At 71.6% G+C, this 21,538-nt stretch carries 23 protein-coding genes; 8 read left to right on the top strand and 15 right to left on the bottom strand.

The window, feature by feature from the left end:
- Positions 1–131: 131 nt before the first annotated feature.
- On the top strand, positions 132–497 hold the full coding sequence (locus ACH4SP_RS18895) for a DUF3099 domain-containing protein (RefSeq protein ID WP_398416334.1): 366 nt from the start codon (positions 132–134) through the stop codon (positions 495–497).
- 216 nt (positions 498–713) lie between these two features.
- A complete protein-coding gene (locus ACH4SP_RS18890) occupies positions 714–947 on the top strand; it encodes a hypothetical protein (protein WP_398416205.1) in 234 nt (77 codons plus the stop codon).
- A 43-nt stretch (positions 948–990) separates the two neighbouring features.
- Here ACH4SP_RS18890 and moaA read toward each other — a convergent pair whose 3' ends face one another.
- The 3 genes from moaA to ACH4SP_RS18875 all read right to left on the bottom strand — a co-directional run bounded on the left by moaA (position 991) and on the right by ACH4SP_RS18875 (position 4,141).
- The gene (moaA, locus tag ACH4SP_RS18885; protein ID WP_398416203.1) at positions 991–1,980 is read right to left on the bottom strand and encodes a GTP 3',8-cyclase MoaA; all 990 of its coding nucleotides are present in this window, start codon (positions 1,978–1,980) and stop codon (positions 991–993) included.
- A 158-nt stretch (positions 1,981–2,138) separates the two neighbouring features.
- On the bottom strand, positions 2,139–3,779 hold the full coding sequence (locus tag ACH4SP_RS18880; RefSeq protein WP_398416201.1) for a cation acetate symporter: 1,641 nt from the start codon (positions 3,777–3,779) through the stop codon (positions 2,139–2,141).
- On the bottom strand, positions 3,776–4,141 hold the full coding sequence (locus ACH4SP_RS18875) for a DUF485 domain-containing protein (protein WP_398416199.1): 366 nt from the start codon (positions 4,139–4,141) through the stop codon (positions 3,776–3,778). The genes ACH4SP_RS18880 and ACH4SP_RS18875 overlap by 4 nt, the downstream gene beginning before the upstream one ends.
- 243 nt (positions 4,142–4,384) lie before the next feature.
- On the opposite strand from ACH4SP_RS18875, the gene ACH4SP_RS18870 reads away from it, so the two are divergent.
- The gene (locus tag ACH4SP_RS18870; protein WP_398416197.1) at positions 4,385–5,914 is read left to right on the top strand and encodes a S8 family peptidase; all 1,530 of its coding nucleotides are present in this window, start codon (positions 4,385–4,387) and stop codon (positions 5,912–5,914) included.
- Between the two features lie 119 nt (positions 5,915–6,033).
- On the opposite strand, the gene ACH4SP_RS18865 is transcribed toward ACH4SP_RS18870, so the two are convergent.
- From ACH4SP_RS18865 to ACH4SP_RS18825, 9 genes are all read right to left on the bottom strand, one after another.
- Positions 6,034–7,077, bottom strand: coding sequence for a zinc-dependent alcohol dehydrogenase family protein (locus ACH4SP_RS18865; protein ID WP_398416195.1), 1,044 nt, complete (start codon positions 7,075–7,077; stop codon positions 6,034–6,036).
- A gap of 17 nt (positions 7,078–7,094) precedes the next feature.
- Positions 7,095–7,793, bottom strand: a complete 699-nt coding sequence (locus tag ACH4SP_RS18860; RefSeq protein ID WP_398416193.1) for a lysoplasmalogenase — start codon at positions 7,791–7,793, stop codon at positions 7,095–7,097.
- Positions 7,790–8,728, bottom strand: a complete 939-nt coding sequence (locus ACH4SP_RS18855; RefSeq protein ID WP_398416191.1) for a sterol desaturase family protein — start codon at positions 8,726–8,728, stop codon at positions 7,790–7,792. The genes ACH4SP_RS18860 and ACH4SP_RS18855 overlap by 4 nt, the downstream gene beginning before the upstream one ends.
- 83 nt (positions 8,729–8,811) lie before the next feature.
- Positions 8,812–9,072 carry a Clp protease N-terminal domain-containing protein gene (locus ACH4SP_RS18850; RefSeq protein WP_398416189.1) on the bottom strand — a complete coding sequence of 87 codons (261 nt, stop codon included), beginning with the start codon at positions 9,070–9,072 and terminating at the stop codon, positions 8,812–8,814.
- Between the two features lie 83 nt (positions 9,073–9,155).
- On the bottom strand, positions 9,156–9,869 hold the full coding sequence (locus tag ACH4SP_RS18845; RefSeq protein WP_398416187.1) for a VIT family protein: 714 nt from the start codon (positions 9,867–9,869) through the stop codon (positions 9,156–9,158).
- Positions 9,870–9,894: 25 nt separating this feature from the next.
- A complete protein-coding gene (locus tag ACH4SP_RS18840) occupies positions 9,895–11,121 on the bottom strand; it encodes an amidohydrolase family protein (protein WP_398416184.1) in 1,227 nt (408 codons plus the stop codon).
- A gap of 59 nt (positions 11,122–11,180) precedes the next feature.
- Positions 11,181–12,461, bottom strand: coding sequence for an amidohydrolase family protein (locus ACH4SP_RS18835; protein WP_398416182.1), 1,281 nt, complete (start codon positions 12,459–12,461; stop codon positions 11,181–11,183).
- Between the two features lie 16 nt (positions 12,462–12,477).
- Complete coding sequence (locus ACH4SP_RS18830) at positions 12,478–13,362, bottom strand: SDR family oxidoreductase (protein WP_398416180.1); 885 nt, start codon at positions 13,360–13,362, stop codon at positions 12,478–12,480.
- A complete protein-coding gene (locus ACH4SP_RS18825; RefSeq protein WP_398416178.1) occupies positions 13,362–14,162 on the bottom strand; it encodes an acetoacetate decarboxylase family protein in 801 nt (266 codons plus the stop codon). The genes ACH4SP_RS18830 and ACH4SP_RS18825 overlap by 1 nt, the downstream gene beginning before the upstream one ends.
- A 132-nt stretch (positions 14,163–14,294) precedes the next feature.
- On the opposite strand from ACH4SP_RS18825, the gene ACH4SP_RS18820 reads away from it, so the two are divergent.
- The 5 genes from ACH4SP_RS18820 to ACH4SP_RS18800 all read left to right on the top strand — a co-directional run bounded on the left by ACH4SP_RS18820 (position 14,295) and on the right by ACH4SP_RS18800 (position 19,740).
- Entirely contained in the window at positions 14,295–14,912 is a 618-nt protein-coding gene (locus ACH4SP_RS18820; RefSeq protein ID WP_398416176.1) for a TetR/AcrR family transcriptional regulator, read from the top strand.
- 66 nt (positions 14,913–14,978) lie between these two features.
- Positions 14,979–15,989: a DEDDh family exonuclease gene (locus ACH4SP_RS18815; RefSeq protein WP_398416174.1), complete on the top strand. Its 1,011-nt coding sequence runs from the start codon at positions 14,979–14,981 to the stop codon at positions 15,987–15,989.
- A 178-nt stretch (positions 15,990–16,167) separates the two neighbouring features.
- Positions 16,168–16,968 (top strand): SURF1 family protein, encoded by an 801-nt coding sequence (locus tag ACH4SP_RS18810; RefSeq protein ID WP_398416172.1) that lies wholly within the window; start codon positions 16,168–16,170, stop codon positions 16,966–16,968.
- Positions 16,969–17,042: 74 nt separating this feature from the next.
- A complete protein-coding gene (locus ACH4SP_RS18805; protein WP_398416170.1) occupies positions 17,043–18,980 on the top strand; it encodes a glycoside hydrolase family 15 protein in 1,938 nt (645 codons plus the stop codon).
- A 4-nt stretch (positions 18,981–18,984) separates the two neighbouring features.
- Positions 18,985–19,740, top strand: coding sequence for an SDR family oxidoreductase (locus ACH4SP_RS18800; protein WP_398416169.1), 756 nt, complete (start codon positions 18,985–18,987; stop codon positions 19,738–19,740).
- A 211-nt stretch (positions 19,741–19,951) separates the two neighbouring features.
- Here ACH4SP_RS18800 and amaP read toward each other — a convergent pair whose 3' ends face one another.
- The 3 genes from amaP to ACH4SP_RS18785 are packed head-to-tail and all read right to left on the bottom strand — an operon-like array spanning position 19,952 to position 21,538.
- On the bottom strand, positions 19,952–20,533 hold the full coding sequence (gene amaP / locus ACH4SP_RS18795) for an alkaline shock response membrane anchor protein AmaP (protein WP_398416167.1): 582 nt from the start codon (positions 20,531–20,533) through the stop codon (positions 19,952–19,954).
- Positions 20,534–20,540: 7 nt separating this feature from the next.
- Positions 20,541–21,194: a DUF6286 domain-containing protein gene (locus ACH4SP_RS18790; protein WP_398416165.1), complete on the bottom strand. Its 654-nt coding sequence runs from the start codon at positions 21,192–21,194 to the stop codon at positions 20,541–20,543.
- Positions 21,191–21,538 (bottom strand): hypothetical protein, encoded by a 348-nt coding sequence (locus tag ACH4SP_RS18785; protein ID WP_398416162.1) that lies wholly within the window; start codon positions 21,536–21,538, stop codon positions 21,191–21,193. The genes ACH4SP_RS18790 and ACH4SP_RS18785 overlap by 4 nt, the downstream gene beginning before the upstream one ends.

Below are 21,538 nucleotides of genomic sequence, written 5' to 3'. Positions count from 1 at the left end.
TACGCGGTACGCCGGTCCGGCTTTGCCCAGGCAGGACCGGCCCCGCTCTGCCGCCTGTCGGAGCGCGGGCGTACGGTGGACGGGTCCGGGACGGGGAGTGCCCGGCACGGGAATCGGGTGGTGGAATCGTGGTGCGGAAGCTGCGCGGAACCGGGGTCGTCCGGATCACCGGGGCACGGCAGTCACTCGCGGACGACGTGCGGGGCAGGCAGCGCCGGTACGTCATCTCCATGTCGATCAGGACGCTGGCGGTCATCCTCGCCGCGGTCCTGTGGAACGTGGAGCGTCCCGTGGCGATCGTGGCCCTTGCACTGGGAGTGCTGTTGCCGTATGTCTCGGTGGTGATCGCGAACGGTGGCCGGGAGGGCGCGAAGTCCCTGCCGACGACCTTCGTACCCGCCCCGGTACGGCCCGCGCTGGGCCCTCCGCTGGAGGGCACCGTGATGGACCCGGAGCCCGCCGACTCGGTCAACGACCCACGGGGGCGGACCACTTAGCTCCACCCAGGCTCAAGAAAAGCTCAGATCAATCATGAAGTTCCGGTGCACCGCACCCCGTACCCCATGACATACTTCATAGGCGCTCCGCATCCCCCGTCGGAGCGACGGACCGACGCCGGGCAGCTCCCCCCGTGGCTGCTCGGCGTCGCCTTTTCAGGCGGATGTGTGGGAGCGCGTACGGGGTGACCACAGGCGCTTGGGGATGTACGACTCGTGAGTGACGAAGCACCGATCTGTTCTGCCAAGGGCTGCCGCGCGGACGCGGTCTGGGTGCTCGCCTGGAACAATCCGAAGCTGCACACGCCGGAGCGCCGCAAGACGTGGCTCGCGTGCGACGAGCACCGCGAGCACCTCTCCCAGTTCCTGGGCGTACGAGGATTCCTGAAGGACGTCGTGACGCTCGCCGAGTGGGACGAGCGCCAGGAGCGGCAGGAACCCGGCCAGTAGGCCCCGTCAGCCCCCTCCTCCCCCCTCCCCCGGGCAGGCCCCGTCAGCCGCCGATCGCCGACATCGGGCGGTCCGGCTGGAGGAACGTGGGGTCGTCGAGGCCCGAGCCCGCCTTCTTGCCCCACATGGCGACCTTCCAGAGCTCCGCGATGTCCTGGTCGGTGGCGTCCGAGCGCAGGGCGGCCCGCAGGTCGGACTCCTCGCGGGCGAACAGACAGGTGCGGACCTGGCCGTCGGCGGTGAGCCGGGTGCGGTCGCAGGCCCGGCAGAACGGGCGGGTGACCGAGGCGATGACGCCGACCCGGTGCGGGCCGCCGTCCACCACCCAGCGCTCGGCGGGCGCGGAACCGCGCTCGCCCTCGGCCTCCTCGGTGAGGGCGAAGCGGGTGCGCAGGGACTCCAGGATGTCACCGGCGGTGATCATTCCGTCGCGCTTCCAGCCGTGCTGGGCGTCGAGCGGCATCTGCTCGATGAAGCGGAGTTCGTAGTCGTTGGCCACGGCCCAGGCGAGCAGGTCGGGAGCCTCGTCGTCGTTGAGTCCCGGCATCAGGACGGCGTTGACCTTGACCGGGGTGAGGCCGGCGTCGCGGGCGGCGGCCATGCCTTCCAGGACGTCCTTGTGCCGGTCGCGGCGGGTGAGGGTCTTGAAGACGTCGGGGCGCAGCGTGTCCAGGGAGACGTTGACCCGGTCGAGCCCGGCGGCCTTGAGGGCGGTGGCGGTGCGCTTGAGGCCGATGCCGTTGGTGGTGAGGGACATCTTGGGGCGCGGCTCCAGGGCGGCGCAGCGCTCGACGATGGAGACGATGCCGGGGCGGAGCAGCGGCTCGCCGCCGGTGAAGCGGACCTCGGTGATGCCCAGGTCGGTGACGGCGATGCGGATCAGGCGGACGATCTCGTCGTCGGTGAGCAGATCCGGCTTGCCGAGCCACTGGAGGCCCTCTTCGGGCATGCAGTACGTACAGCGCAGATTGCAGCGGTCCGTCAGCGAAACTCGCAGGTCGGTGGCGACCCGGCCATAGGTGTCGATGAGCACTGTGGGCCCCCTCCCCGATGGGTGACTGGTATCTCCGACACTACGCGACGGCACTGACAACGATCGGGGGCCGATTGCCACGAGGCACGGCAGGGCCGCGTCGTAGGACTCTACGACGCGGCCCCGGGGTGCGTACGAACGGACGGCGGGCGGACGGGTCAGTGCGCTCCGGTGCCCGTCAGGGACTTGACCTCCAGCTCGGCGTACTTGCCCTTGTCGGGCTCCTCCTTGGAGAGGATCGAGCCGAGCCAGCCGAGCAGGAAGCCCAGCGGGATCGAGATCAGGCCCGGGTTCTCCAGCGGGAACCAGGCGAAGTCGACGCCCTTGAACATCGAGGTCGGCTTTCCGGAGACGACCGGCGAGAAGAGCACCAGGAACACCGCGGCGAAGAGGCCGCCGTAGATCGACCACAGTGCGCCCTGGGTGGTGAAGCGCTTCCAGAAGAGGCTGTAGAGGATCGTCGGCAGGTTGGCGGAGGCGGCGACCGCGAAGGCCAGGGCGACGAGGCCCGCGACGTTGAGGTCGCGGGCGAGGGCGCCCAGTGCGATGGAGACGATGCCGATGAGGACGGTGGCCCAGCGGGCGGCCTTCATCTCCTCCTTCTCGGTGGCCTTGCCGCGCCGGATGACGTTCGCGTAGATGTCGTGCGCGAACGAGGACGACGAGGCGAGGGTGAGGCCCGCGACGACCGCGAGGATCGTGGCGAAGGCGACGGCCGAGATGACGGCGAGGAGGATCGCGCCGCCGGTGGATCCGGCGCCGCCGCCGATTTCGAGTGCGGCGAGCGGGGCCGCCGTGTTGCCCGCCTTGTTGGAGGCGGTGATGTCCTCGGGCTTGAGGAGCGCGGCGGCCCCGAAGCCCAGCACGATCGTCATCAGGTAGAAGGCGCCGATGATGCCGATCGCCCAGTTCACGGACTTACGGGCGGCCTGGGCCGTGGGCACGGTGTAGAAGCGGATCAGGATGTGCGGCAGGCCCGCGGTGCCGAGGACGAGCGCGATGCCGAGCGAGATGAAGTCCAGCTTGGACATCGCGCTGACGCCGTACTTGAGGCCCGGTTCCAGGAACCCTTCCTTGCCGCTGTTGGTGGCGGCGGCGCCGAGCAGCTCGGAGACGTTGAAGTTGAACTTCAGCAGGATCAGGAAGGTGATGAGCAGGGTGCCCGCGATCAGCAGGACGGCCTTGACCATCTGTACCCAGGTGGTGCCCTTCATGCCGCCGATGGTGACGTACACGATCATCAGGACGCCGACCAGGGCCACGATGGCGACCTTGCCGCCGTCGCTGGTGATGCCGAGGAGCAGCGAGACGAGGACGCCGGCGCCCGCCATCTGCGCGAGCAGGTAGAAGATCGACACGACGATGGTGGAGGTACCGGCGGCGGTGCGGACCGGGCGCTGCTTCATGCGGTACGCGAGGACGTCGCCCATCGTGTAGCGGCCGGAGTTGCGCAGCGGCTCGGCGACGAGCAGCAGGGCGACCAGCCAGGCCACCAGGAAGCCGATGGAGTACAGGAAGCCGTCGTAGCCGAAGAGGGCGATGGATCCGGCGATGCCGAGGAAGGACGCGGCGGACATGTAGTCGCCGGAGATCGCCAGGCCGTTCTGGAAGCCGGTGAACTGGCGGCCGCCCGCGTAGAAGTCGGAGGCGCTCTTGGTCTGCTTGCCGGCCCAGACGGTGATGACGAGGGTCGCGACGACGAACAGGCCGAAGAGGGTGATGATCAGGCCGCGGTGGTCGCCCGCGCCTTCTCCCGCGGCGAGCTGCCAGCCCTGGTGGGCCGGGTTGAGGGGGTTCATTCTCCGGCCTCCAGGCGGGACTTGATCGCTGCGGCCTTGGGGTCGAGCTTGTTCGCCGCGTGCCGCGAGTAGAACCAGGCGATGAGGAAGGTCGTCAGGAACTGGCCGAGGCCGAAGACGAGTGCGACGTTGATGTTGCCGAAGAGCTTCGTTCCCATGAAGTCGCCGGCGTAGTTCGACATCAGTACGTACAGCAGGTACCAGGCGATGAAGGCGATGGTCAGGGGGAAGGCGAAGGAGCGGTGGGCACGGCGCAGTTCGCCGAATTCCGCGCTCTCCTGCACCTCGACGAACTGCTCCGTCGTGGGCCCGGCAGGGCTGGTGTCCGGGCCGCCCTTGGGCGGTGGTGCATCGGTAGCCACGGATTCTCCTCGCGACGCGGGTGCGATGGGGCGGGTCAAAGGGACCTCACTGGGATGGGGGCGGATGGGGCTTGCCTCCCCCTGACAACGGCACGGCGCGCGTGGCGACTCGGTTCAACGGGCGCGTTTTCTTTTCCGAACTCATTGATACGGAGCGTTGATCAGCGATAGCTTCGCTGGTCATGTACCCGTCCAACCGCGTCTCGGCGGTGGGGCGTTCGGCACGGATGATGTGGAGAACCCATGGCTCATCTGGGAAACAGACGGTCGCGCGCACTGGCGATCCCGGTCGGTCTGGCACTGACGGCCTCGCTCGGCTTCCTGCCGATGACCTCGGCGACGGCGGCACCTCTTGAGGCCGCGCCGGTCGCGGCACCCGCTGCGGACGGCCCCAAGCTGTCGTACGTCGTGAACGTCGACGGCGGTTCCTCGTCGGCGGCGGTCAAGAAGGCGATAGCCAAGGCCGACGGCACCATCGTGACCTCGTACGACCGGATAGGCGTCATCGTCGTCACTTCCCAGAACCCGGAGTTCGGGAAGCAGATCCGCAAGGTGCGGGGCGTGGAGTCGGCGGGCGCCACGCGCACCGCGCCGATCAAGGCGGCCGCGACCACCGACGAGGGCGCCACCCAGCGGCTCTCCGCGAGCGAGGCGAAGGCGGCCGAGAAGAAGGCGGCCGCCGCCCAGGACCCGCTGGAGCCGCTGCTCTGGGCCCTGCCGAAGATCCGTGCCGACAAGGCGCACGAGAAGACCCTCGGTTCCAAGAAGGTCAACGTCACCGTCATCGACACGGGTGTCGACGACACCCACCCGGACCTGGCGCCGAACTTCGACGCCAAGGGCTCCGCGAGCTGCGTCGGCGGCAAGGCGGACACCACGGCGGGCGTGTGGCGGCCGAAGGCCGACGAGTCCGACCACGGCACGCACGTGGCGGGCACCATCGCCGCCGCGAAGAACGGCGTCGGCGTCACCGGTGTCGCGCCGAACGTCCGGGTCTCCGGCATCAAGGTCGCCGACTCCAGCGGCGAGTTCTACACCGAGGCCGTCGTCTGTGCCTTCGTGTACGCCGCCGAGCACGGTGCGGACATCACGAACAACAGCTACTACACCGACCCGTGGATGTTCAACTGCAAGGACGACCCGGACCAGGGCGCCCTCGTCGAGGCCGTCGACCGGGCCCAGCGGTTCGCCTACAAGAAGGGCACGATCAGCGTCGCCTCGGCGGGCAACTCGAACTACGACCTCGACTCCAAGGAGATCGTGGACACGTCGAGCCCCAACGACGGGACCCCGTCCAGCCGGACCATCGACCCGAAGAAGTGCCTCGACATCCCGATGCAGCTGGACGACGTGGTGACGGTCTCCGCGACCGGTGCCAAGAACCTCAAGTCGTCGTACTCCAGCTACGGCAAGGGCGTCGTCGACGTCGCCGCTCCCGGCGGCGACCGCACGGCGTACCAGGAGCCCGAGGGCCCGGCCGTCAACGGTGCGATCCTCTCGACGCTGCCGGGCGGCGGCTACGGCTACAAGAACGGCACCTCGATGGCGTCCCCGCACGTCTCGGGCGTCCTCGCGCTGCTGAAGTCGACGCACCCGAAGGCCACCCCGGCGCAGCTGGAGCGGATGCTGACGTCGCAGGCCGAGAGCACCGCGTGCGGTGAGCCGTACGACATCGACAAGGACGGCAAGATCGACGCGGTCTGCAAGGGCGGCGTGAACGACAACGGCTTCTACGGGGCCGGGATCATCGACGCACTGCGCGCTGTGCGCTAGGCGTTCACGGGGGGGGCGCGGGGAGCTGTGTGTGCGTTGTCGGCTGCGGGTTCGTCGTGGCTGGTCGCGCAGTTCCCCGCGCCCCCTCAGAGCAAGGTCCCCCGTGCCCCTGTGGGGCGCTACGGCTTGACGAGGACCTTGAGGGCGGTGCGGGTGTCCATCGCCTTGTAGCCGTCGGGGACCCCTTCCAGTCCGACGGTGAGGTCGAAGACGGGGGACGGGTCGATCGTCCCGTTGAGGACGTCGGTGAGGAGCTCCGGGATGTACGCGCGTACCGGTGCCACTCCCCCGCGCAGTGTGATGTTCCGGCCGAACATGACGCCCAGGTCGACCCCGGTAGCGCTGCCGTGCGGCACACCGACGTAGCCGATGGCGCCGCCGTCGCGGGTGATCGAGACAGCGGTGTGCATGGACTGCTCGGTGCCGACCGCCTCGATCACGGAGTGCGCGCCCTGACCGCCGGTCAGCTCCCGTACGGCGGCGACCGCTTCGTCACCTCTTGAGGCGACGACGTCCGTGGCGCCGAAGGCGCGGGCGATGTCGGTACGGGACCGGTGGCGGCCCAGCGCGATGATCCGGTCGGCGCCGAGCCGCTTGGCGGCCAGCACGCCGCACAGGCCGACCGCGCCGTCCCCGACGACCGCGACGGTGCCGCCGGGCCTGACACCGGCTCCGACGGCCGCGTGGTGGCCGGTGCCCATGACGTCCGAGAGGGACAGCAGCGCGGTCAGCAGCCGTTCGTCGGACGCCGCGTCGGCGGGCAGCTTGACGAGGGTGCCGTCGGCGAGCGGCACGCGCACGGCCTCGCCCTGGCCGCCGTCGGAGCCCACCGAGCCCCAGAAGCCGCCCTGCGGGCAGGAGGTCGTCAGCCCCTCCGTGCAGTAGTCGCACGTCCCGTCGGACCAGACGAACGGCGCGACGACCAGGTCGCCGGTCCTGAAGGCCCGTACCTCGGCGCCCGCCTCCTCGACGATGCCGAGGAACTCGTGCCCGATGCGCTGCCCCGGCTTTCTGGCCGACTCCCCTCGGTACGCCCACAGGTCGCTGCCGCAGATGCAGGCGCGGAGCACCCGTACGACCACATCGGTGGGCCGCTGGACGACCGGATCGGGGACCTCCTCGACCCGGATGTCGTGGGGAGCGTGGATGACGGTGGCACGCATGGGGGCGTCCTTGCTGGTCAGAGGGGTGTGCGCCTCTCACCGTACGCCCGGGGCGCCGCCCCGGCCCGACGGGCCCCCGCGGTCCCCTCCCCGGTGGCCGGTGCCCCCGCACCGAGCACTCCGAGGGCGAGCAGGCACTGCGCCGCCGCATAAGTGGCCATCACCCAGAAGTCGGGGGCGGGCAGCTGCGGCCACTGGGCGACACCGGTCGCGATGAGGGTGTCGGACAGCAGGAACAGGGCGCCGCCGACGCCCGCGTACATCCCGAGGCCGCTCGAACGGAAGGCCATGACGGTGAGGAGCAGGCTGTATCCGGCGACCGGGACGCGCAGGTCCGCCGGCAGGTCGGACCAGAGCAGGGCGACGGTGCCGAGGAGCGCGAGGGCGTAGGCGGCGCCGAGCGGCCGGTGCATCGGCGCGCCCTTGAAGAGGAACAGGTAGCAGACGTGCCCGAGGGCGAAGGAGCCCATCCCGAGCATGAAGGCCGGTTCCGCATCAAAGAGGAGGGCGATGTCGCCGCCCCAGCCGAAGAGCAGCGCCACGATCAGCAGGCGCGGTCCGCCGCGTGCGGCGACGTGTCCGGCGAGCAGTGGCATCAGCAGCGGCTTGGCCGCCTGGTGCACGCCCCTGACGTCCGCGAGGAGCCCGGCGAGGTCGACGGCGGTGGCGAGGAGGAAGGCGGCGAGCAGCGCGGTGGCGAGCTTCTGGCGGCTCATGCGGCGCGCTCCGGCTGCGGTGCGGGGGCGGTCGGCCCGGCCGCGGCCGCCCCCGGCTCGGCTTCCCCCGGCTCGGCCGCCCCGGGCCCGGCCGCCCCTGGCGCCGTTTTCGGCTGCCAGCCGGGACCTCCGAAGACGCGCCCCGCCCGCTCCCCCCAGGTCCGCGCGGCCCGTACGTCGCGGGCGATGGCGGCGTACTCGTGGGTGGCGACGCGCAGCGGGTTGTACGTCTCGATGTTCTTGGTCAGCCCGTAGACGGGGCGGTCGCCCTCACGCACGAACGAGCGGAAGAGCCGGTCCCAGACGATCAGGATCCCGCCGAAGTTGCGGTCCAGGTAGCCGCCCTGCGAGGCGTGGTGCACCCGGTGGTGCGAGGGCGTGTTGAGCACGTACTCGAAGGGCCGGGGCAGCTTGCCGACCCGCTCGGTGTGCACCCAGAACTGGTAGACGAGGTTCGCGGACGAGCAGAACGCCAGTGCCGCCGGGTGCACTCCGCAGGCGATCAGCGGCAGGTAGAACGGCCAGACGGTGAGCGACGTCCAGGGCTGGCGCAGCGCCGTGGTGAAGTTGAACTTCCGGCTGGAGTGGTGGACCACGTGGCAGGCCCACAGGATGCGGACGACGTGGTGGCCCCGGTGCGACCAGTAGTAGAAGAAGTCCTGCGCGAGCAGCATCAGCGGGATCGTCCACCACAGGACGGGAATGCGCGCGGGCGTCAGCTCGTACACCGCGGTGTAGATCGCGACGATCGGTATCTTCCAGAGGAGGTCGAAGCCGATGCTGCCGAGACCCATGGTGATGCTGGTGGCGGCGTCTTTGGTTTCGTACCCCTCGGCGTCGTCGTCGGGGTGCAGGCGGTAGCTCACGATTTCGAGCAGGGTGAGCAGGACGAAGGCGGGTATCGACCACAGCACGACATCGGGCAGGTTCGGCATGCCCGCACGATAGAGCCGCAGGCGGGGGCCCGACTAGAGGTTGTTACCGACAAGTATGTGAGAGGTTCTGTCAGGAGCGGTGATCAGGAGTGCGGGCGGTCCGAGTGCCGGTTCTCGTGGTACGTCGGTGAGGTGACCAGCGTCAGCAGCCGCTTGTCGATCTCGACCGGGTCGACGAGCTCGGCGAGGACCTGCGTCGGTACGGCGTCGGGGTCGCGCAGGAGCGCCATCATGAGGTGCTCGGCACCGGTGTGCTGGTGACCGAGCCCGACGGCGATCCGGCCCGCCTCGGCGACGAGGGCGTCGAATCGGGGCGTGGAACGGGGAGTTCGCTCGTCTCGCATACGTGCCATGGTGACCGATTCGCGCCCGGCGCGGAACCGTGCGAACCGGTCCTTCCGGGGTGCGTTCGCGGACCGCCCCCGCCCTAGACCCCGACCGCCCCCAGCAGCGTCCCCGCCAGATACGTCACACCCATCGCGAGCGCCCCTCCCCCCATCGTCCGCCACACCGCCCGGCGCGGCGGGGCCGCCCCGAGGCGGGCGCTCCCCCAGCCGGTGAAGGCCAGTGCCGGCAGGACCGAGACCACGGTGACGGGCAACCGCCAGGACTGGGGCGGCAGGACGATCGCGAGCAGCGGGAGCAGCGCCCCTGCCGTGAAGGCGGCGAAGCCGGCCAGGGCGGCGTGCCAGGGGTTGGTGAGCGCGTCGGGGTCGATGCCCAGCTCCACGCGCGCGTGGGCGCGCAGGGCGTCGCGTTCGGTGAGCTGCTCGGCGGACTCGCGGGCCAGTTCCGGGGAGAGACCGCGGCGCTCCAGGAGCTGGGTCAGCTCGTCGAGTTCCTCCTCGGGCTGCTCGCGCAGTTCCTGCTTCTCCAGCCTCAGGGCGGCCTGTTCCGCGTCGCGCTGGGTCGACACGGAGACGTACTCGCCCGCCGCCATCGACATGGAGCCGGCCAGGAGCCCGGCCAGGCCCGCCGTCAGGAGCGTGGCGCGGGAGTCGGTGGCACCGGCCACGCCGACGACGATTCCCGCGGTGGAGACGATGCCGTCGTTCGCGCCGAGGACCCCGGCCCGCAGCCAGTTCAGGCGGGATCCGAGGTCCTCGTGGTGGGGTTCGAACTTCCCGGTGTCCTCGGTCATGCCGGGGACGATGCCACCCGGGGTCTCACCAGACGCGTACCGACCCGCCCGGCGCGAAGGCGGGGCTCGTCGCGTCCGCCGGGACCTCCTCAAGAGGCCGCGCCACCTCCTCGACGGTCGGCCCCGCCTTGGCGGCGACCGCGCCCAGTGCGTCCAGGTCGAACCCGTACACGCGGGCGGCGTTGCCGCCGACCATCGCGGCGACCTCCTCCCGGGGCAGCCCCGCGTAAGCGATGCGCAGGCCCTCCCGCGAGTAGGGGGCGGTGCCCTCGTCGTGCGGGTAGTCGCTGCCCCACATGATCTTGTCGAGGCCGATCCGGTCGCGCAGCGGCACCTCATGAGGACGCATGAAGCTGGCGCCGACGAAGCAGTTGTCGCGCCACACCTCGCTGGGGCTGTGGCCCATGGAGGCGGCGAGCCCCGCGCCGAACTTGGACTCGGCGGTGGCCGCCCTCGTCGCCGCAGCGACGAGCCGCGAGTGGTAGTAGTCCAGCATCTCGACGATGCCGGGGATCCACCCGGAACCCTGCTCGGTGAGGACCAGCTTCAGGCCCGGGTGCCGCTTGAAGGCGCCGCCGAAGATCAGGTGCCAGAGCGCCCGGTGCGAGAACCACGTCGTCTCGACCATGAAGACGGCGCGGGCGGCCGGTTCGTCGCCGAGCGGCGGGGACGCCGACCCGCCGTGGTGGTTGACCGGGACCTCCAGCTCCTCGCAGACCGCCCAGATCGGGTCGTACGAGGCCGAGTAGAGCTCCGGAATGCCGGAGCCCGGCGGGGCGCCCGGGAGGAGCACGCCGCCGGTCAGGCCCGCCTCCTTGCTGCGGCGGATCTCCCGTACCGCCTCGTCGACGTCGTTGAGGAGGATCTGCGCGACGCCCGCCCTGCGGCCCGGTGCGTCGGCGCAGAAGTCGACGAGCCAGCGGTTGTGGGCACGCAGACCGGCCCACCGCTGCTCGTACTCCTCCCTGGTGGGCGCGGGTGCCATCAAAGAGGCGGTGGGGAAGAACGGTGGGATGGTGTTCGGGAAGACGACCTCGGCGACGATGCCGTCGGCCTCCAGCTCGGCCAGGCGGCGGGCGGAGTTCCAGTTGCGGTCGGCGGTGTCGGCGAGGAGGTCCTCGTATGGGTTGGTGTAGGTGGCCGCCCAGGCGTCGAAGTCGGCGTGGTGCTTCTTCTCCAGGTACGGCTTGTAGTCGAGGAGGTCGGCGCCGGCGTGGCAGTCGGCGGAGATGACGGTGTAGTGATCCGGCACAGCGCGGTCCGGCACAGCGCGGTCCGGCTGCGCGTCCCCGGTCGTCACGGGCCCGGCCATCACAGGACCCCGATCTGCGGGAAGTCGTGGTCGGTGAGCCAGTGGCGGCCCACCTCGCGGGACTTGGACCAGGCGTGCTCCACCGCCGCCTGGTCCTCGCTCTGCCCCAGTTCCTCGGGCGTCGGCCCGATCCGGCGGGCCAGCGGCGCCAGCTTCTGCGTGTCGAAGCCGAAGACGTCGGCCGCCGCGAGGCCCAGGATGCGCCGGGTCTCGGTGACCGGGATGTCGTGGAAGGTGTTCTTCAGCCACTCGCGGGTCTTGGGCCAGGTGCCCTCGGGGTGCGGGAAGTCGCTCCCCCAGAGGATGTTGTCGACGCCGATCTCGTACCGCTGGGCGAGTTCGCGGCGCTTGGTGTTGGTGGCGCAGATGAACACCTGCCGGTCCAGGTACTCGCTGGGCGGGCGCTTCAGCTCCTCGAACGGGGAGAGCTTCTTGCCGCCGTGGGCTCCCAGGTAGAGCCGGTCCATGAACCACAGCTGGTTCGGCAGCCACCAGCAACCGGACTCCGCCACCCCGAACCTGAGGCCCGGGTGCCGCTCGAACGCCCCCGACCAGAGCAGGAACCACAGCGGCCGGGCCGGCCACCACGTCACCTCGCTCACATAGATGCCGAGGTGGTCTCCGTACTCGTGCCGGGGCGCGGCGCCCGAGTGGGTGACGACCGGCATGCCCGTCTCGGCCGCCGCCGCCCACACCGGGTCGTAACGCCGGTCGTGGTAGGGCGCCTTGTCGACCCACATGGAGGGGATCATCAGGGCGCCGAGCCCGGACTCCTTGGCGCGGTGCACCTCGGCGACGACCCTGTCGACCTCGCCGGTGATCGGCAGCAGCGCGACGCCGCAGTGGCGTTCCGGATTCTCGGCGACGAACTCGGCGAGCCACCGGTTGTGCGCCTGCGCCCCCGCCATGCCGAGCGCCGGGTCCTGGTCGCCGGAGAGCCCGAGGCCCACCCCGAAGGGCGCCGCGGTCCGGCTGTCGACGGCGTCGGCGTCCGGGAAGACGACCTCGGCCGCCACCCCGTCACCGTCCAGCTCCTTGAGGCGCTGGGCGGAGTCCCAGCCGCCGCGCAGGCCCTCCTCGTTGTCCTGGAACCACTTGGAGGCGAAGGCTTCGTTACGGACGCCGAGCCGGGTCATCTCCTCGCGGCGGGCGTCGCGCTGCCCGAGGAAGTCGTCGAAGTCCCGGTGGAAGGCGCTGTCCAGATAGGGCCGGTACTGCTCGGTCGGCAGACCGGCGTGGCAGTCGGAGGAAATGATCAGGTAGGGGTCCCGATCGGTCATGGTGCGCTCACGCCCCTCAGTCGAGGATGAAGTTCTCCAGGTACGACGGATTGGCCCGGTCCAGCATCGACTGCGACCGCGCCCGGATCTGCCGGTCGCTGTGCTCGCTCTCGGGCAGCATCCAGAAGCGGTCCGCCCTGATCCCGTCCACGACCGTGCCCGCGACCTCCTCGACCGGCGTGAACTCGATCTCCTGGCCCGCCTCCTTCATCGCCGCCTCCCACTGTTCGAGGCTCCGGTAGGGCGACTTCCGCGGGCGCTCCTTGGCATAGCGCGAGGGCCGGTTGCGGTGCGACTCCCACAGACCGGTGCGCAGCATGTGCGGCCCCGGGAACAGCACCGAAGCACCCACCCGCGCCTGCTCCGCCCTGAGGTGCGCGTACAGCGACTCCGTCAGGGTCACGACGGCGGACTTGGTGACGGCGTACACGGAGGCGGTCGGCAGCGGTGCGATGCCGCCGTCCCCCGACGACGTGTTGACGACGTGCCCGGCCTCGCCGCCCGCGAGCATGCGCGGCACGAAGGCCTGCACGCCGTGGAAGACGCCCCAGACGTTGACGGCGAACGCCCACTTCCAGTCGTTCGGCTCGTGCTCCCACATGCGGCCCTCGGCGCCGGACCCGACACCGGCGTTGTTGCACAGCACGTGCACCGCGCCGAAGGTCTCGTACGCGGTGTCCGCCAGCGCCCGCACGGAATCGCGTTCGCTGACGTCCACGACGCGCGCCAGGACCCGCGCCCCGCCGTCCCGCAGCTCGGCGGCGGCCTTGTCGAGCGCGCCCTCCTCGACGTCCGCGAGGACGACCTTGAGCCCCTCCTCGGCGAACCGCCGCGCCATCGCGAGCCCGATGCCGCTCGCGGCGCCGGTGACGACGGCGACCTGTCCCGCCCGCAGCTCCATCAGACGCTCCCCTCCGGCGGGCCGTCGAGGATCTGCTGCGGGTCGTCGTAGCGCTGGTGGATGTACGGCAACAGGGCCTGCGCGTCGACCCGTTCGACAACCTTGCCGCTCTGGTCGCTGGTCTTCTCGCCGAGGGTGATCTCTATGAGGCGGCGGACGAGGAGGTCCGCGACGGGGTCGTACATCGACTCGCGGAGCACGACGTCGCCGCTCACCTTCTCCAGCCTGCGCACCCTCTCGTGCCGCGTGCACTGCACGAGGACGGGGTCGGCGTCGAAGCCGTGCCCGTCCACGGCGGGCAGGAACTTGAAGTAGAAGTCCAGCTTCTCGGTCGGCTCCTCCGGCACCTCCAGCGTCCCGTCCACCGCGCCCCGCACCTCCACGAAGGCGATCCCGTGCCGCGCGAGGGACGCCCGTACGACCAGGCCCTCGCGCTCCACGGTCACCTCGCCGAGCTTCTTCGGCTCGCCGAACACCTCGCGTCCGCCGATCAGCGCACGCTCGTGGGTCATCGGCATGACCAGGGGGTACCAGCCCTCGCGCCCGCCGTACTCGGCGGCGACCGCCACCGAGCCCGCGCCGAGCGGATAGCCGGGCAGGTCGACCTTGCTGATGTTGGCGCGGACCAGGGGCCGGCCGGTGGGCTTGAGGGGCGGCGGCAGGACGGCCGCCACCGCGTCCGGGTCGCTCTCCCACACCGCCACCACTCCGGTGGACCAGATGTCGGGGAGTTTGGTGCTCCTGGTGCGCGCCGCCTCGATCTCGGCCTCGGTGCGCGGTCCGTACCGTACGCGTGCCATCGCCGTACCACCCTTCGTCGGTCGTGCCGTTCTCGGGTTCGGTCCTGTAACACAGTTACAGCAGTGGCGATGAAGGGTAAAGAGCCGTGCACCGAAGGAAGTTGGCGGCCCGCTGCCGAATCTGGGGAACTGATGCCGAGACCGTCGCTCACCCGCGAGGAAGTGCTGGAGACCGCCGCCCGGTACGTCAAGCAGCACGGGCCCGCCGCCCTCACCATGCGCAAGCTGGCCGCCGAGCTGGGCACGGCGGTCACCTCGATCTACTGGCACGTCGGCAATCGCGAGGCGCTCCTCGACGCCCTCGTCGAGCGCACCGTCCACGAGCTGGCCGCCATCCGTCCGCGCGGCCGCACCCCCGCCCAGCGCATCGTCTCCGTCGCCCGCGCCCTGCGCCGCGATCTGCGCGCGCACCCGCACCTGGTCGCGATGGTCCACGAACGCGGACTGACCGAGCGGATGTTCCTGCCCGCCCAGCAGGCCCTGGTGCACGAGGTGCACGCGGCGGGCCTGCGCGGTGCGCGCGCGGCGGAGGCGGTGCGGGCGGTCCAGTACCAGGTCGTCGGATACGTCCTGGTCGAACGCAACCGCGAGCGGGCACCCGCACAGCACCCCGGCGAGGAGGACCTGTGGGACGGGGCGGCGGCGGAGCAGGACCCGGCCCTGGCCCGGGCGCTGGCGCGGCCGGTGGACCCGGAGAAGCTGTTCGTGGTGTCGGTGCGGGCGCTGGTGGAGTCGCTGGTGCGGCCGTGACGGCCGGGTGAACAGGGGCTCTGGGCTGGCCGAATAGGGGACTGTCAGTCCCGGCCCGTATTCTCTGTGACCATGCTCGATGACCAGACGACAGCGGCAGCAACCTGGCCGACCGCCTACCCGCAGGGGTACGCGGTCGTCGACGTGGAGACCACCGGACTCTCCCGCGACGACCGCATAATCTCCGCTGCCGTCTACCGGCTGGACGCGCACGGCGACGTCGTCGACCACTGGTACACCCTGGTCAACCCCGAACGGGACCCGGGACCGACCTGGATCCACGGCCTGACCAGCGACGTACTGAGCGGCGCGCCGCTGTTCCCGGAGATCGTGGGCGAGCTGTCCGAGCGGCTCGACGGACGGGTGCTCGTCGCGCACAACGCGATGTTCGACTGGTCGATGCTCGCCCGGGAGTACGCACGGGCCGGGCACACCGCCCCGGTGCAGCAGCGGCTGTGCACCATCGCGCTGGCCAAGGAGCTGGCGCTGCCGCTGCCCAACCACAAGCTGGCGTCGCTCGCCGCGCACTTCGGCGTCGTGCAGCAGCACGCGCACCACGCGCTGGACGACGCGCGGGTGCTCGCCGAGGCGTTCCGGCCGAGCCTGCACGCGGCGGCGCAGGGCGGGGTGCGGCTGCCGCTCCTGGAGTGCCGGCCGCTGACCGAGTGGTCGGACGCACCCGCCAAGCCCCGGATCGGCTACCAGGCCCCGTACGGCGGAAGCGGCGGCAACGGCGGCGGTGGCCAGGCCAGTTGGCGGCCCTCGCGCAAGCGTCCCGCCTGCCCGTACCCCAACCCCGGGCGCTACCGGGCGGACAAGCCGCTGATGCAGGGGATGCGGGTGGCGTTCTCCGGCGACACATCGGTGGACCGCGACCTCCTGGAGGACCGTACGGTCGAGGCGGGGCTGCACGTCGCGTCGAGCGTGTCGCGGCTGACGAGCCTCCTGGTCACCAACGACCCGGACTCGGCGACGTCCAAGACGGTCAAGGCCAAGGCCTTCGGCACGCCGGTCGTCGACGAGGCCGCGTACACGCATCTGCTGCGCGACGTCGCACCCGCACCCTCGGACGGCTGACGGCACCCGCACCCTCGGACGGGTGACACCCGCCACAGCACAGGGCGGGTGACGGCCGCCACAGCGCAGGGCGGCCGGTGCCCCGGTCCGCGAGCGTGGGACACACCTCTCGCCCCGCGTCCCCCGGCTCGGGCAACCCGCCCACCGGGGGACTTCTCGCGCCAGGTACCGTCAAAGCGTGTACCGCTTCCTGTTGTCCCGGCAGTGGGTGATCCTCACCCTCCTGGCGCTGGTCCTCATCCCCGCGATGGTCGAGCTCGGCTTCTGGCAGTTCCACCGCCACGAGCACAAGGTCGCGCAGAATCAGCTGATCGCCGGGAACCTCAGGGCGAAGCCGAAGCCAGTGACGGAGCTCACCTCGCCCGGCCACACCGTGCCCACCGCCGACTTCTGGCGCGGGGCGACCGCCACCGGCACCTTCGACACCGCGCACGAGGTCGTCGTACGGCGCAGGACGTCCGCCGACGACAAGGTCGGCCTCCACGTCCTCACCCCGCTGAACCTCAAGGGCGGCGGCACCCTCCTCGTCAACCGCGGCTGGGTCGCCTTCGGCTCCGACCAGCAGACCTTCCCGCACATCCCGGCGCCGCCCAAGGGCGAAGTCACCGTCACCGGCCGCCTCAAGGCTGACGAGACGACGTCCGGCAGCGGCATCAAGGACCTCGAAGGGCTGCCGCCGCGGCACGTCATGCTGATCAACAGCGCCCAGCAGTCCAAGCTGCTCGGCCGCCCCGTACTCGGCGGCTACCTCGAACTGACCTCGCCCGCCCCGCACGACGGCAGCCCGGAGATGGTGCCCGAACCGGAGTCCGACTCGATCGGCCCGCACATGGCGTACGCCGTGCAGTGGTGGCTGTTCGCGGCGGCCGTCCCGGTCGGCTGGGTCATTCTCGTACGGCGCGAGAAGCGCGAGCGGGACACGGCGGCGCGCGCCCGGCAGGACGCCGCGGCCGAGGAACCCGCCACCGCGTCGGCGTAACCCTCCCCAGGAAGTACCGCTGCGTGACCGATGCGGCTGCTTAGTTCCGCGCCCCGCCGGGAAGACGCCTGAGCGTGACCCAACGCATCGAGGACTACGCGCTCATCGGGGACCTCCAGACCGCGGCGCTGGTCGGCCGGGACGGCTCCGTCGACTGGCTCTGCCTGCCCCGCTTCGACTCGGCGGCCTGTTTCGCCGCGCTGCTCGGCAACGCGGAGAACGGGCACTGGCGGCTGGCTCCCGAGGGCGCGGGCAACTGCGTCTCGCGCTCCTACCGGGGCAACTCGCTGGTCCTGGAGTCGGTGTGGGAGACCCGGTCCGGCAGCGTCAAGGTCATCGACTTCATGCCGCAGCGCGACCGGGCCCCCGATGTCGTACGCATCGTGGAGGGCCTGTCCGGCGAGGTCACGGTGCACTCCACGCTCCGGCTGCGCCTCGACTACGGCAACATCGTGCCGTGGGTGCGCCACACCGACGGCCACCGGGTCGCGGTCGCGGGCCCGGACGCGATCTGGCTGCGCGACGTGCCACGGGCGGGGGACACTCGGGCGGGGGGCACCCGGGCGGGGGACGACGGGGGCGCCGGGAACACCGGGGAGGCGCCCAGGGTCAGGACCTGGGGACAGCAGTACAGCACCCGCTCCGCCTTCACCGTCCGCGAGGGCGAGCAGGTCGCGTTCGTCCTCACCTGGCACCCGTCCCACGAACCGCGCCCGCCGCTCATCGACCCCTACGAGTCCCTGGAGCACAGCCTCCAGGACTGGGAGGAGTGGGCCGCCAAGTGCACGTACGAAGGCCCCTATCGCAACGCCGTCCTGCGCTCCCTCATCACTCTCAAGGCCCTCACCTACGCCCCCACCGGCGGCATCGTCGCCGCCCCCACGACCTCGCTCCCCGAAGAGATCGGCGGCGTACGGAACTGGGACTACCGGTACTGCTGGCTGCGCGACTCCACCCTCACGCTCGGCTCGCTGGTCTCCGCCGGATACCTCGACGAGGCCGCCCAGTGGCGCGACTGGCTGCTGCGCGCGGTCGCCGGTGACCCCGCGGATCTGAAGATCATGTACGGGATCTCGGGCGAGCGGCGGCTGCCCGAGCTGGAACTGCCGTGGCTGGCCGGGTACGAGGGGTCGGCCCCGGTCCGGATCGGGAACATCGCCGCCGACCAGTTCCAGCTGGACGTGTACGGCGAGGTCGTCGACTCCCTGTACGTGGCACGGAAGGCGGGCCTCGCCGCCAAGCCCCACGCCTGGAAGCTCCAGCTCAGCCTGCTCGGCTTCCTGGAGTCGATGTGGCGCGAGCCGGACGAGGGGCTGTGGGAAGTGCGCGGTCCGCGCCGCCACTTCGTGCACTCCAAGGTCATGGCCTGGGTCGCCGCCGACCGCGCGGTCCGCACCCTGGAGGCGGACCCTTCCCTTCCGGGCGACGCGGCACGCTGGCGGGCGATGCGCGACGAGGTGCACCGGGAGGTCTGCGAGAAGGGCTACGACCCGGAGCGCAACACCTTCACCCAGTCGTACGGCTCGGCGGAACTCGACGCCGCCACCCTCCTCATCCCCCAGGTCGGGTTCCTCCCGCCGGACGACCCGCGGGTGGTGGGCACGGTGGAGGCGGTACGTGCCGGACTCGGCCGGGGCGGCGGCTTCATCCGGCGCTACAGCGCCGACGAGTCCCTGCAGGGCAACCGGGTCGACGGTCTGCCCGGCGGCGAGGGCGCGTTCCTGGTCTGCTCGTACTGGCTGGCGGACGCGCTGCTGCTGACGGGGCAGGTGAAGGAGGCCCGCGAACTCTTCGAGAAGCTGCTCGCCCTGCGCAACGACGTGGGGCTGCTGGCCGAGGAGTACGACCCGGTGGCGGGCCGCCAGCTGGGCAACTTCCCGCAGGCGTTCAGCCACATCGGCCTGGTGGGCACGGCCCAGGCACTGGCCAGGGAGGAGGCCAGGGAAGAGGCCCAGGAAGAAGCCCAGGAAGAGGCCCGGAAGGAGGCCTCCGCCGGGGAGGGTGCAGGATAGCGCCATGGATCTTGGACTGAAGGACCGTGTGTACGTAGTCACCGGAGCGAGCCGGGGCCTCGGCTTCGCCGCCGCACGCGAGCTGGTCGCGGACGGGGCGAAGGTGATCCTCACCGCGCGCGACGAGAAGGCCCTCGCGGCAGCGGCGGGCGAACTGGGCCCGAACGCCGTCCCGCTGGCCGCCGACAACGCCGACCCGGCGACGGCCGCCCGCCTGATCGAGGAGGCCCGCACCCGCTTCGGCCGCTTCGACGGCATCCTCATCAGCGTCGGTGGTCCGCCGGCCGGCTCTGCCGCGGACAACACCGACGAGCAGTGGCGGGACGCGTTCGAGTCGGTGTTCCTGGGCGCGGTACGCCTCGCCCGCACCGCGTCCGAGTCCCTCACCGAGGGCGGCGTGATCGCCTTCGTCCTCTCGGCCTCCGTCCACGAGCCGATCCCCGGCCTGACCGTCTCCAACGGCCTGCGCCCGGGTCTCGCGGGCTTCGCGAAGTCGCTCTCCGTGGAGGTCGGGCCGCGCGGGATCCGTGTGGTCGGCCTGCTTCCGGCCCGCATCGACACGGACCGGGTCCGCTACCTGGACTCCCTCGCCGCGGACCCCGATGCGGCACGGGCCACCCACGAATCGCGCATTCCGCTGCGGCGGTACGGGACGGCGGAGGAGTTCGGCCGGACGGCGGCATTCCTGCTGTCGCCGGCGGCGTCGTACGTGACGGGGGTCATGCTGCCGGTGGACGGGGGCGCACGGCACGGGTTCTGAGCGGGCGTGCGCGGCGGCGGGGACGTGCGGTCGCGGAGGGGGCGTGCCGCAGTGGGGGGGCGGCCCCGCCGCCCAAGAGGGCTAGGGGCTTAGGGGGCAGGCATTTAGAGGCGCGGGGAACTGCGCGACCAGCCACGACGCACCCGCACGACGACCACGTACCCGCCCTGTAGGCAAGCTCACCCACCCGCCGCCCCGCGCCAAGCGACCCTTACGCGACCCGTCGCCCCTTCCGCCGGAGCCCCCTCACCCGCACCTCCGCCGGCAGTCTCCCCACACGTACCGAATCGCGGGCCCTGCCCACACCCACCCCCACGAGTTCCCCGACCGCCGCGGCCGGGGCGGCAGTCGGCCCGAGCAGCAGGCCGATCCGTACCCGGGGTGCGTCCTGGCTGCCCCTCAGGGAGACCTCGGCCCGCGAGACCCCTTCCATCGCCTCCGCCTCCTCCCGGAGGACCCGCTCCAGCGCCCGCCCCCGCAACAGCACCCGTCCCGCCCCGTCCTCGTCGGCGACCCGGACCGTCCCCAGCCGTTTGCTCCGCACCTGCGCCACCAGCCACCACAGCGCCAGCAGTACGCACACCGCCAGCGTCGCCACGACCACCGGCCACCACCAGGACTCGTCCCTCCACCGGGTGCGGTCCGCCGCGCTCAGCAGTACGTCGTCGCGGCCGGCGAAGGGCCACCAGGTCGGAACCCCGACGCCCTGCCCCGCCGTCAGCACCGCACCACCCACCCCCACCAAAATCAGCCCCAGCACTCCCAACAGCGCCCTGTTCACCGGATTCCGCATGGGCCGTTCACCCCTTCCCGCCCTCCACGCGTTCCACCCGTACCGCGATGCCCGGCTCGCGGGCCAGCCCCAGCTCGTCGACGCCGCGCCTCATCGCCTCCCCCAAGTCCTCCCGTACGTCGGCCAGTTCGCGGAAGTGCGAGACCGCCCGTACGGTGACCCGGCCGCGTCCCACCCGTACCCGCGCCCCCTGCACCCCCGGTACCTCCATCGCCCGGTCGCGGAGCACGAGCGCCGCCGCGCTCCGTTCGACCCCGGCCCGCACCTCTCCGGCCCCTGCGCCTTCCTCCCGGACGGGATCCCGCGTCGGATCCCGCAGCGGATCCCGCATGGGCAGCAGAGACCTCAGCCCCGGTGTCACCGCGAGCACCACCAGCCACAGACCGAGCGCGACCGCCAGGCCCGCGCCCACCTGTATCCACACCTGATCCAGCGGACGCTCCGCCAGGGCCTTCGCGAGATCGCGGCGCCAGCGCATGCCGGGGCGCCCGGACCGTACCGCCAGTACGTCGTACAGCAGCAGCCCCGCCGCGCCGAACAGCACCGTGGCCGCCACCCCGGCCGGGATCCGCCGCGCGGACCAGAACCGTCTGCGGGGCCCGGAGCCGCGCCGCCCGGCCGGACTCCGCCTGGCCTCCAGCGTGGGCACGTGCTCGCTCACCGCGTCCTCCCGCTCTCCGGATCCGCCCGGTGCAGCCGCTCGACCAGCACCGTCACCTCAGGCACCGTCATGCCCGCCAACTCGCCCACCCGCGCGGTGACTTGGCGCCGCACCAGGGCGCACAGGCCACCGATGTCGGACGGGTAGCCGAGCTCAAGACCGATCCGCACCCGGGCCGCCGCGCCGGACACGGTCACCTCGGCGTGCGGGGCCCTGCCGCCCTCCGGCGGCGCGTCGAGCACCTCCCGCGCCGCCCGCGCGGCGATCTTCGCGACGACCCGGTCCGCGATCCGGGTGGCGCCCCGCTCGGCGGCGGGGACCACGGCCGGGGGCGCCGGCGCCAC

The sequence above is a fragment of the Streptomyces sp. NPDC021093 genome, from assembly GCF_044333135.1.
Lineage (GTDB): Bacteria > Actinomycetota > Actinomycetes > Streptomycetales > Streptomycetaceae > Streptomyces.
This window is presented reverse-complemented; position numbering and strand designations above follow the sequence as displayed.

Bases quoted from the DNA above. Each gene is read 5' to 3' on its own strand.
- ACH4SP_RS18820 (WP_398416176.1), top strand. From the start codon at position 14,295: ATGCCGAGACCGTCGCTCACCCGCGAGGAAGTGCTGGAGACCGCCGCC.
- ACH4SP_RS18850 (WP_398416189.1), bottom strand. From the start codon at position 9,072: ATGCGAGACGAGCGAACTCCCCGTTCCACGCCCCGATTCGACGCCCTC.
- ACH4SP_RS18825 (WP_398416178.1), bottom strand. From the start codon at position 14,162: ATGGCACGCGTACGGTACGGACCGCGCACCGAGGCCGAGATCGAGGCG.
- ACH4SP_RS18870 (WP_398416197.1), top strand. From the start codon at position 4,385: ATGGCTCATCTGGGAAACAGACGGTCGCGCGCACTGGCGATCCCGGTC.
- ACH4SP_RS18880 (WP_398416201.1), bottom strand. From the start codon at position 3,779: ATGAACCCCCTCAACCCGGCCCACCAGGGCTGGCAGCTCGCCGCGGGA.
- ACH4SP_RS18845 (WP_398416187.1), bottom strand. From the start codon at position 9,869: ATGACCGAGGACACCGGGAAGTTCGAACCCCACCACGAGGACCTCGGA.
- amaP (WP_398416167.1), bottom strand. From the start codon at position 20,533: ATGCGGAATCCGGTGAACAGGGCGCTGTTGGGAGTGCTGGGGCTGATT.
- ACH4SP_RS18855 (WP_398416191.1), bottom strand. From the start codon at position 8,728: ATGCCGAACCTGCCCGATGTCGTGCTGTGGTCGATACCCGCCTTCGTC.
- ACH4SP_RS18865 (WP_398416195.1), bottom strand. From the start codon at position 7,077: ATGCGTGCCACCGTCATCCACGCTCCCCACGACATCCGGGTCGAGGAG.
- ACH4SP_RS18860 (WP_398416193.1), bottom strand. From the start codon at position 7,793: ATGAGCCGCCAGAAGCTCGCCACCGCGCTGCTCGCCGCCTTCCTCCTC.
- ACH4SP_RS18800 (WP_398416169.1), top strand. From the start codon at position 18,985: ATGGATCTTGGACTGAAGGACCGTGTGTACGTAGTCACCGGAGCGAGC.
- ACH4SP_RS18830 (WP_398416180.1), bottom strand. From the start codon at position 13,362: ATGGAGCTGCGGGCGGGACAGGTCGCCGTCGTCACCGGCGCCGCGAGC.
- ACH4SP_RS18835 (WP_398416182.1), bottom strand. From the start codon at position 12,461: ATGACCGATCGGGACCCCTACCTGATCATTTCCTCCGACTGCCACGCC.